The 10,785-nt window shown below is 32.1% G+C and carries 11 protein-coding genes; 3 read left to right on the top strand and 8 right to left on the bottom strand.

The window, feature by feature from the left end; translation table 11 throughout:
- Positions 1-34: 34 nt before the first annotated feature.
- The 8 genes from rbr to brnQ all read right to left on the bottom strand — a co-directional run bounded on the left by rbr (position 35) and on the right by brnQ (position 8,222).
- Positions 35-577: a rubrerythrin gene (gene rbr / locus HMPREF9402_RS05195; protein ID WP_006785031.1), complete on the bottom strand. Its 543-nt coding sequence runs from the start codon at positions 575-577 to the stop codon at positions 35-37.
- A gap of 233 nt (positions 578-810) precedes the next feature.
- On the bottom strand, positions 811-1,968 hold the full coding sequence (locus HMPREF9402_RS05190) for a sensor histidine kinase (protein WP_009606738.1): 1,158 nt from the start codon (positions 1,966-1,968) through the stop codon (positions 811-813).
- A gap of 2 nt (positions 1,969-1,970) precedes the next feature.
- The gene (locus HMPREF9402_RS05185; protein ID WP_006785029.1) at positions 1,971-2,645 is read right to left on the bottom strand and encodes a response regulator transcription factor; all 675 of its coding nucleotides are present in this window, start codon (positions 2,643-2,645) and stop codon (positions 1,971-1,973) included.
- A 68-nt stretch (positions 2,646-2,713) separates the two neighbouring features.
- Positions 2,714-3,403: an ABC transporter ATP-binding protein gene (locus HMPREF9402_RS05180; RefSeq protein ID WP_006785028.1), complete on the bottom strand. Its 690-nt coding sequence runs from the start codon at positions 3,401-3,403 to the stop codon at positions 2,714-2,716.
- Between the two features lie 2 nt (positions 3,404-3,405).
- Positions 3,406-4,020 carry a hypothetical protein gene (locus HMPREF9402_RS05175; RefSeq protein ID WP_009606737.1) on the bottom strand — a complete coding sequence of 205 codons (615 nt, stop codon included), beginning with the start codon at positions 4,018-4,020 and terminating at the stop codon, positions 3,406-3,408.
- A gap of 32 nt (positions 4,021-4,052) precedes the next feature.
- The gene (locus HMPREF9402_RS05170; RefSeq protein WP_006785026.1) at positions 4,053-5,252 is read right to left on the bottom strand and encodes an ABC transporter permease; all 1,200 of its coding nucleotides are present in this window, start codon (positions 5,250-5,252) and stop codon (positions 4,053-4,055) included.
- 4 nt (positions 5,253-5,256) lie between these two features.
- A complete protein-coding gene (locus HMPREF9402_RS05165) occupies positions 5,257-6,753 on the bottom strand; it encodes an HlyD family efflux transporter periplasmic adaptor subunit (RefSeq protein ID WP_229059669.1) in 1,497 nt (498 codons plus the stop codon).
- Positions 6,754-6,938: 185 nt separating this feature from the next.
- On the bottom strand, positions 6,939-8,222 hold the full coding sequence (brnQ, locus tag HMPREF9402_RS05160) for a branched-chain amino acid transport system II carrier protein (RefSeq protein ID WP_006785024.1): 1,284 nt from the start codon (positions 8,220-8,222) through the stop codon (positions 6,939-6,941).
- 353 nt (positions 8,223-8,575) lie between these two features.
- Between brnQ and HMPREF9402_RS05155 the strand changes: the two genes are divergently transcribed.
- The 3 genes from HMPREF9402_RS05155 to HMPREF9402_RS05145 all read left to right on the top strand — a co-directional run bounded on the left by HMPREF9402_RS05155 (position 8,576) and on the right by HMPREF9402_RS05145 (position 10,763).
- The gene (locus HMPREF9402_RS05155) at positions 8,576-9,061 is read left to right on the top strand and encodes an LURP-one-related/scramblase family protein (RefSeq protein ID WP_006785023.1); all 486 of its coding nucleotides are present in this window, start codon (positions 8,576-8,578) and stop codon (positions 9,059-9,061) included.
- Positions 9,062-9,265: 204 nt separating this feature from the next.
- The gene (locus HMPREF9402_RS05150; protein ID WP_006785022.1) at positions 9,266-10,054 is read left to right on the top strand and encodes a histidinol-phosphatase; all 789 of its coding nucleotides are present in this window, start codon (positions 9,266-9,268) and stop codon (positions 10,052-10,054) included.
- A gap of 52 nt (positions 10,055-10,106) precedes the next feature.
- Complete coding sequence (locus tag HMPREF9402_RS05145; RefSeq protein WP_006785021.1) at positions 10,107-10,763, top strand: NAD(P)H-dependent oxidoreductase; 657 nt, start codon at positions 10,107-10,109, stop codon at positions 10,761-10,763.
- Positions 10,764-10,785 lie beyond the last annotated feature (22 nt).

Raw genomic sequence — 10,785 nt, 5'->3', positions numbered from 1 at the left:
CGTAGTAGTATTCTATCAGTTTTTTTTATTTATATTAGTAATTTTCAGAACGGATTTCGAAGTGTGCTTGATCATATGAGCAAACTGGGCATTTTTTAGGTGCTTTTTTACCAAAGTGAATGTGTCCACATTCTTGGCAAATCCAAGCTACTTCTCCATCACGCTCAAATACTTGACCTTCTTCTAAATTCTTTAATAATTGTAAGTAACGTGCTTCATGTTCTTTTTCGATTTTTCCAACCATTTCAAATAATACAGCAATGCGATTGAACCCTTCAGCGCGGGCTTGTGCTGCAAATGTTGCATACATATCTGTCCACTCACCATTTTCTCCCGCTGCAGCATCTTTTAAATTTGTCATTGTATCCGCTACTTCACCCTCGTGCAATAACTTGAACCATAATTTTGCATGTTGCATTTCATTATGGGCTGTTTCTAAGAAAATGTTAGAGATTTGCTCATATCCTTCTTCTTTTGCTTTAGCAGCATAGTAAGTATATTTATTACGCGCCATTGATTCTCCTGCAAATGCATGCATTAAGTTTTCTTCAGTTTTAGTTCCTTTTAAATTACTCATTATAGATCTCTCCTTATAACTCTTATTTTCAACTTTTTTCTTATAAACTAGTAACTATTACTAGTTTATATCATTTTTAAATAAAAATCAATAATAATTACTACTTTTCTTCAAATTAATTGATAATATGATATTTAATGATAATTATTATCAATATATATATAGTAAAAAATGTGATTACTTCTAATCAAAATAATCACATTTTTTACTTTTAGACTCATTTAATTTTAATTCTATACCACGATAGGCAATATTATTAAAAATTCAGTTCCTTGGTTAATAATACTGTTTACAGTAATTTCTCCTCCATGCATTTTTATAGCTGATTGGGTTAAAGATAACCCTAAGCCTATTCCACTATTGGAAGAAAGATTAGTTCCTTGACAACGGTAAAATGGTTTAAATATATTTTCATACTCCTCTACCGCTATCCCCTCTCCAGTATCAGAGATTTTTATATAGATATTTTCTTGTTCTTTCACGCAAGAAATTGTGACTGTTCCTAAAGGCTTATTGTACTTTATAGCATTTTCAATGATATTGTACAGTGCTCGATATAGTAAAATTTCATTTCCTACCATTTCGTCTTCTATCTCTTCTATGTTAACTTCTATACTGATTCCACTCTTTGATGCAATGACATTTAAGTCTTCAACCACATCTTCAAGAATAACTGAAACATTAACCCGGTCATTTAAGGGTTCATTTTCTTGTCTAATGATATCTAGTAATGTTTCAATAATTCCATTCATCTTTAAAACTGACTTTTCTACAACCTCTATAGTAGTTTTATATTCTTCAATATTAGTTTCTTCATTACTTTTTAATACGTCAATATTGGTTTTAATAACTGCTAATGGAGTTTTCAGTTCATGCGCTACACTAGAATTAAATCTTTTTTGCGAAGCAAATGCATTCTCTAATTTAGCAAGCATCTTATTAAATGAAATGGCCAATTCTTGAATTTCATCATGTGGCCCTTTTACATTTAAAGTGCAAGTTAAATTATCTTCATTTATTTCCTTTATATTATGGTTTAAATCAATAACAGGTTTTAATGCTTTATTAACTACAAAATAAGTAGTAAGGCAACCTAATATAGTAATAAAGCAAAACGTAATAATTGAAGTAGTATAAATATTCGATACTGTCTCACCTATGGCATTATCTATAATAACGACATTATTATCCGTCATATAATTCGGAATAATGATACCGTATGTTTCATTATTTTCAAATGAATAGATATCTATTATCAAGTCTGTTAACCCTGGCATTGTTTTTTTTATATCATAATTAATTGAAACAACAAGAATTGCACTTGTTAAAATCATGATTACTAAAGTCAATAAGGTAAATCTCCATTTTAAAGTCAATTTAAATTTCTTCAAATCTAGCTTCCTCCAAATAAATATCCAACACCTTTTATCGTTTGAATTATATTGTCTTTACCACTAATCGTGATCAGTTTTTTTCTTAAGGAATAAATATGAACCCTAATTACTGTCGTAAATGGATCCGCATTTTCATCCCAAACGTGTTGAATTAATTCCTCTGAACTAACAATTCGTCCTTTATTTTGTATGAGGTACTTTAAAATTGAGTATTCTTTCAGTGTTAAATTCAATATTTGGTCATTAAAGGTGACCTTATGAGTGGCTAAATCAAGACATAGTTCACCTTCTTTTATGATGGTAGGCACACTAGTAAACTCTCGTCTTAATAAAGCTCTAATTCGTGCTTTTAATTCTGAAAAATCGAAAGGTTTTACTAAATAATCATTTGCGCCTAAATCTAAACCTCTGATTTTATCTTCAATTTCCCTATTCGCAGATACAATAATTACTCGTGTTGTCATATCTTTTTCTCTTAATATTTCTAGGATAGAAAAACCGTCTATACTCGGGAGATTTATATCAAGAACCACTAAATTATAGGTATTAAAATTTAAAAGCTCTAATGCTTCCTCTCCATCCCCCGTAACATCAACAGCATATCCTTCCTTCTGTAGCCCCTTTTGTAAAGCTAATAATATATCTTTTTCATCTTCTATAATTAATAATCTCATAAAAAACTCCTAAATAACGATTAAACAACCTCACCTTTATATTAGTGAAGTTGTTTAATGGATTTTATTTAATAGGCTGTCTGATTTTCAAATATTATCATTCCATCCTGTATTGTTACAACTTTCTTACTTTCTTTTGCCACCTTATGATCATGTGTAATCACAATAATAGTATTTCCTCGTTCATTTAGTTCATTAAATAATTGAAGAATATCCTTTCCGGTAGCTGAATCTAATGCCCCTGTCGGTTCGTCAGCTAATAAAATAGTTGGATTCGTAACTAAAGCTCTCGCAATGGCTACACGTTGTTGCTGTCCTCCAGATAATTCATTTGGTTTATGAGAAATTCTTTCCCACAATCCAACCATTTTTATTTTTTCCTCTGCTATTTTAACAGCTTCATTTCTTGGTAATCCTTTAATTAGTAAAGGCATTATCACATTATCAAGAACAGTGTACTGTGGTATTAAATGATATTTTTGAAAGATAAATCCAATGTGTTCATTACGTAAGTTTGCTAAATCTACTTTATTACAATCCATTGTATTAATTCCATTAATATAATACTCTCCATCATCTGGAATATCCATACACCCTAAAATATTCATTAACGTTGTCTTTCCCGATCCTGATGACCCCAAAATAGCTATATACTCTCCATGTTCTACATTCAGGTTAATATCTTTAAGTACATGCAATGAATTTTCACCACTATGGTAATATTTATTAATATTTTTTAACGTAATAATATGATTCATAACTACCCCAGAATATCTATACTAATGACCGTGTTATTTTCACTATTCATTGTCACAGATAAGATAGAACCCTTTTTAATATCGGAAAATAATGCTTCTTCTCCAGTTAAACCATTGAAAATTTTAGCTCCCGCTGGAATAACTAAATCTTTTGTTTCTCCATTAAATGTCAATTGGCTAAATTGGTCAAAATTCAATCCTCCTTGTGAAATCATTGACTCCTCAGAAACTCCAAGATTTTCATCAGATGATTCACTTGATGAAAATTCAGTTGAATTGCCTTTTATTACTACACCATTTGGTAGTGTAAAAGTTTCACCATTTTCTAACTGAGAAAATTGGCTTTCATCTAAAGTAAATTCTAATGCTTCTTCATCCTCACTCTCATCTTCTAATGGTGTATAGTTATCATTACTCAATTTTAGGCTAATTTCATTTCCAACCATTTTTTCAACTTTTCCCAAATAGGAAGTTACCTGTAGTTGTTGTTCTTGTTCCTCAATCTGAGGTTGCTCCTCCTTATTTTCAGCCCAATTACCTTTATCACCTTCGGCACCACATCCTACTAATGATACCATTGTTAATGCTAAAACTGTTAATTCTAATGTTTTCTTCATAATAAAATTCATCCTTTCCTTTATTAGTATTTTTATTCATAACTCAACGCCTCTACAGGTTTGAGTTGAGATGCTTTATAAGCTGGGGAAAACCCGAATATAGTTCCTGTAAATATAGCAAATCCTAATGCCATTATTTGGCCTTCAACTGAAGGCGACACTGCTACTCCTACCTGCCTAACGAGTGGAATCACACAGTAACTAACAAGTATCCCAGTTATTCCACCAAAACTACTAATAATAATAGCCTCAAAAAGAAATAAAGACATAATTGTTCTTTCTTGTGCTCCAAGTGCTTTTAGAATTCCTATTTCTTTTGTACGCTCTTTTACAGTTAAAGATAAAACATTCATTATCCCAATTCCACCTACGACAAATACAATACTAGCAACAGAGATTAATAAAACATTCATGGTACGTGCAGATTCACTAGCAGCTTCTATACGACTTCCAGCATCTTCAGCTTTGTAAACATTGTCATCTTCTAAAAGATAGTTCAACGAATCTTCTATCTCAGCCATTGCCTTTTTAACGGATTTAATATTATTTGCTAAGGCTACAATTTGAGGTGTGGTACTCTTATCAAAAATGTTTTCTTGCGCTATAGAATATGGCATAAAAATAGTATCATCAGGACTTAACCCTTGCATTCCATCCGCACTTCTTTCTAACACTCCTATTATTTTGTAATTTTTCCCTTCTATCGTAATTGTTTTTCCGACCGCCTCTTCAGCTTGTGAAAAGTATTTAGTTGCTATTCCATCCCCAATTACAACAACATGATTCCCCTCCTCTATATCAATTCGATCTATATTATATCCCTGTATAATATTTAACTTAGAAACCGTGCTATACTCTTCTGTGACCCCTGTAATTGAAACATTTCCTTTTATTCCATTTAATACAGCTTGCTTATATGCCCCCCCTCTTAGGTAAATACCACTTAATGTAGTACTTTCATTCATAATAAACTCCATTTGTTCAGTTGTTAAATGTGGATAACTCCCTTCAAATACCTTGTTTCCCTTAGAATAATCGACATTAACATAAATTGTTTCTGCGCTCAATCCACTAAATTGATCCTTGACTGCCTCTTCCCCTCCCTTTCCGATCGCAATAACAGCTACAATTGTGGCTGTCCCTGCTATAATTCCTAAAGAAGTTAAAATCACCTTCGATTTATTCTCTAAAAGATTTTTTAAAACCAGTCTTATCATTTCAAAAAATCTCATACTCCTATCCTCCAACCACAACAGTGTCGCCTTCTGAAAGACCACTTACTATTTCAGAAATTTTTCCATCTGAGAAACCAGTTGTAATTTCTACTTCTTTTAGAGTCCCATCGTCTTGTTTAACTTGCACAAATTGTTTTCCATCTTTTAATGTAATCGCCTTATTAGAAAGAGTTAAAACATCTTTAACATCCTTGACAATAAATTGGGCACTAACAGTCATCCCTTCAAGTAATTTCAAATCATTCCCACTTATCTCAACCATAACAGAATAGTTAACTGAACTTCCTTGTCCATTCGGCTTTAAATTAATGAAACTTACGGTCCCTTCTAACATTTGATCCTGATAAGCGGAAACGATTAAATTAACACGTTGTCCTTCTTCAATCTTTGTAATTTCTTCTTGAGTAACTGTTATTTCTGCAAAAACCTTGGCATTTTCCCCAATTGTTACAATAGGGATTTCTGATGAAGTAGTTGAGCCCACTGTATAATTCAAATTAAGAATCGTCCCATCTATTTGTGCATATAAAGTAGAATTCTCTTTTAATTTATTAACCTTAGCGATTTGTTCATTAATTTTATCAACTTCTTTTTGAGCATTATTAATTGAATGATCTAACTCGCTATTAGTCAATGCATTTATTTCCCTATTAGCTGATTCTTCCTTTACTTCACTTTCTTTTTCCTTAGTACGTTCAACATCTAAACTATTTAAACTTTGATTTGTATTTTTAATCTCTGTTTCGAGTAACGATTTTTCTGATAATAATGTACTTTCAGTTAGCTTTAATTCTTGTAGTTTAGCTTCAATTTCTTCTGCATCACTCTCTTTCGTTTCATCGCTTTCTTGTAATAGGTTGGTATCTTCTACCGTGCTATTCTCTTGTAACACATGATTTTCGTCTACGTTGCGAGCTGTAGCTAAGTTTTGCATCTCTTCTATTTGACGTCTTACATCCTCTAATTTTTTATTAACGTCATTTAATTTATCCGTTAATTGATTAATATTATTTACTAAGGAATTTCTTTGGCTTTCATATTGATTCTTTGATCCTTGTACTTTATCTTCCCACGCTTTATTTTGATTCAGAACAGTCACCTGTTTATTATTCTTTGTAGATACTAAAGTTGCAGTTGCCCGCTCAAGCTGAGAGTTTAACTCTTCTAATTTATCATTAATAAATTTTTCAGAAATCGTTGCAATTTTATCCCCAATACTAACACGTTCTCCCTCTTTAACAAATAACTCCCCTATCTCGACGGGTTCTTCGAAATTTTGATTAACAGCTTGAAGCTTTAATGAACCTGATCCATTCGAGCCCGCTATAATATCTCCTCTTTTTACTTCATACTCTCGTTCCCTAGATACCAATTCACTATTAGTCTCGTTACTATCCTTAAACTTTGTATATGTGATTACTCCTGTTGGAGCTAATATCATGACTCCCACAACAATGGCTATTGTTTTTTTAGATAAAGCTTTATATTTTTTCCCCATCTTTGTATCACGCTCCTTATTTTCTAACTCTCCCATAGATGATTCTATCTTTTTTTCATCCATATAAAATATTTAGTATCCTAGGTACACACTTATCCTAACAAATTCAATGTAAAATTAACGTTAAGAAAAATAGTAATTAAAAAAGAAAAAGCCCAACACTTAAATGTGTTGGGCCTTATAGGCTAATCTAATTCTTTAACAAAAGATTCAATTTTTATTTCTTGTTTTGCTCCCATCATTTGACCAACAAGTGCAACTATTAATGCTGGTAATAGCCAGTTAAATCCCAACTTAGCAAGAGGCAACTGATTCATGATCGGCAACTGTAAAGCTGTTAAGATACTTAGAACAAGTGTCGTATATCCTGCAAGGATATACGGTAATTTACTTGTGAAGAAGTTTTTGAATAAACTTAAGATAATTAACGCAACTGATACCGGGTAAATAATCGTTAAAACTGGTACTGAAAGTGAAATAATTGTGTCTACTCCTACATTTGATGCAATTGCACTAAATACACAGATGAAAATTGCAACATATTCGTATTTTAATTTTTTGTTTGTTACATCTTCAAAGTATTTACTTGTCACTGATGTTAATCCAATGGCTGTTGTTAAACATGCAAAGGCAACAATAATACCTAAAATAATTAATCCTGGTTGTCCCATTAATTGTTTTGTAATGGCAATTAATAAGGCAGTTTGTGAAACTGATCCATCAAATTGTGTTGAAACAGTAGCTCCTAAGTAAGTTAATCCCCCGTACACTAAGACTAATCCACAAGAAGCTAAAATTGCTGATTTAATAGTCAATTTGATTTGTTCTTGTTTATCAGTGTATCCTTTACTTAAGAAAGAAGTCATCATAAAAGCTGTGATTCCCCCTATCGCTAAAGCATCCATTGTTTGGTATCCTTGTGTTAACCCCGTCGCAAATAAATCGTCTGAAGTAATCGTATGATTTAAACTACCTAGAGGAGAGATGAATCCTTTCCCAATTAAGAATACTAGGGCTAGTAATAAAACTGGTGTTAAGAACTTTCCAATAATGTCCATTACTTTACTTGGACGAATGGTTAATAGTAAAGTTACGGCAAAGAAAATAACTGAGAAGACAGCCGAATTAATTCCAGATGTAAAGGGTTGAATGCTTAATTCAAATGTTGTCGCGGCCGTTCTTGGAATCGCGATAATGGGTCCTAGACAAAGCATGGTGATAACTTCTAAGCTAACTCCAAATACTTTGCCAGCACGCCCCATAATGGCTTGGTAACTTCCAGCCTTTGCAACAGCGTAAATTGAAAGTAAGATGATTCCAACATCTCCTAAAATAAATCCAAGGAAACTTGTTAGCCACTCACTTCCTGATGTCACCCCGATAAATGGTGGGAAAATCAAATTACTTGCTCCAAAGAATATTGAAAACAAGGCAAATCCTACAACGATAATATCAACTTTTTGTTTCATACTTTCCTCTCCTTTTTCGTGTAAATAAAAAACCACATAGTATCTAGTGACTATGTGGTTACCTTGTCCATTTTTCATAAAAAGGGCCACATAGTTATTTTCTATGTGGCATCTACTTTATAAGAAGTTATAGCCATCATAGAGACAAACGCCTAAAGGTTTGTATCTATGATGAAATGAAGAAATCATAAATACAAACCTAACAATAATAGCTATAGTAAAATCGTGTTGTTAAATTTGAATTCATGTTTACTCCATCCTCTCTTCGTTATAAAATATTGTTACACTTATTATAATGGCATTATAAAATAAAATCAACCTATATATACCAATTTTTTCAAAGGGGATTTTTAATGGGAACCTATTATATTAAACAAAAAATATTTTCACTACGAGATCACTATTATGTTTATGATAAACATGAACAAGCAGCTTTTGAAGTAACCGGAAAATTTATAGCTATCGCCGATCAATTAACCATTCGCGATTTAAACCAAAATGAATTATTCACCGTTAAGCAAAAACTTATGACTGTATGGGGAGCCTATGATATTTATAAAGGAGACATCTTATGCGCAACAATTAAACGTCGACCTAGTCTATTTAAACCCAAGCTTGATGTTGAAAGTGAATATGGAAATTTTCAATTACGTGGAGATGTCTTTGATCACAACTTTAGCATTACAAAGGATGGTCAAGAAGTTGGACACATTGAAAAAAAATGGTTCAAACTAAGTGATCACTATGAACTACAAGTGGCTACTGGCCAGGATGATGCCTTCTTTATTGCCATGTTAATCGCGATTGATAACTGTCTACATAATAATAAAAATAATTAATTTAAAAATATATAAATAATTTTCAAAATTATGGATAAGCTAATAGTGGTTACACGTTTTGCAGATCATTTATGATTTTAAGCCTTCTTTCTACTTCCTAAATCTAAAAAATCCACGAGAATTCTCGTGGATTTTTTAGTTCTTTTCAACTGTGTTATAATGAATTTGAATTAATTGGTTTTGTACCGAGGAGGATGAAATAAGTTGAAGGCAAATTATCATTCACACACAACGAGATGTCATCACGCAAAAGGAAGCGATGAAGAATATATTTTAAGTGCTATCAAAGGTGGCTTCGATGAAATTGGATTTTCTGATCACTGTCCTTGGCCATTTGAAAATGGATATTCATCTAGAATTCGCATGGATGTTTCTGAGTTTGAAAATTATGTGACAAGTGTCCAAGCACTAAAAGAAAAATATAAAAATCAAATTAGCGTCAAAATTGGTTTAGAGTGTGAGTATTTTGAGGAATACTTGCCATGGCTTAAAAACTTAATTCATGAATATAAGCTAGATTACGTTATTTTTGGAAATCACTTTTCTGAAAATGAATCTCGTGGTTATTATTTTGGAACAGAGACAACGTCAAAAGAAGCCTTATATCAATATATGGAAACAGCTATCAAAGGAATGGAAACTGGCTTATTCTCATACTTCGCCCATCCTGATTTATTTATGCGATCATGGACGGATCTTAATGAAGACTTCTATTACGTTTGCCGTAAAATATGTGAAAAAGCAAAAGAATTAGATATCTTATTAGAATATAATATCTCAGGATATATCTATAATCGTGATTTTAATGTAAATGGATTCCCAAATATTAATTTCTGGACAATTGCAGCCGAAGTCGGATGTAAAGCTATCATTGGAATTGATGCACATCATAATATGTATTACGAAACAGAAGAATATCGTAATCGTGCCTTAAAAGAATTAGCTGATTTAAATATTGAAGTCGTTGAAACAATGCCATTTATTCAACATTAGAATGAAACCTATTAACTTGGTTAAATCTATTATTATACAAGGAGGAATTCAAATGAATCATCAAGAAATTTTAGATATTCTTAATTTTCGCCATGCCTGTAAAGAATTTGATTCAAGTAAAAAGATTTCAAAGTCAGATTTTGATGTGATCTTAAAAGCAGGCCAACTTTCGCCAAGCTCAATGGGAATTGAACCATGGAAATTTCTTGTTATTGAGAATGAGGCCCTTCGTAATGAGTTAGCGCCACTCTCTTGGGGTGGAAAAGTACAAATTCCTAGTTGTTCACACCTTATTATTTTACTTAGTCGCAATGCTAGTGATTTAAAACACAACTCTGCGTACATCGACTATTTATTACGAGATGTTAAACAGATGCCAAATGAAACAATTGAAGGATTTAAAGGTATCATGAAATCTATTGAAGATACTCGTTTTAATAATGACGAGCGTGCTATTTTGAATTATTCATGTTTACAAACTTATTTAGCAGCCGCAAATATGATGACAGTTGCAGCAATGGAGAACATTGATTCATGTCCAATCGGTGGATATGATCAACAGGCAGTTGAAAACTTATTAGTTAGTCGAGGATTACTCGATAAAGATCACTTCTATTTAACGTTAATGATTGCATTTGGATATCGTAAAAATGAAGCTAAACCAAAAAGTCGTCAACCATTAGAAAGTATTGTTGAGTGGGTTAAATAAAGAAAAAATCGCCTAAAACAGG

The organism is Turicibacter sp. HGF1 (genome assembly GCF_000191865.1).
In the GTDB taxonomy this organism is placed as follows: domain Bacteria; phylum Bacillota_I; class Bacilli_A; order MOL361; family Turicibacteraceae; genus Turicibacter; species Turicibacter sanguinis.
The sequence above is the reverse complement of the archived record's forward strand: the minus strand, read 5'-3'. Positions and strand labels throughout refer to the sequence as shown.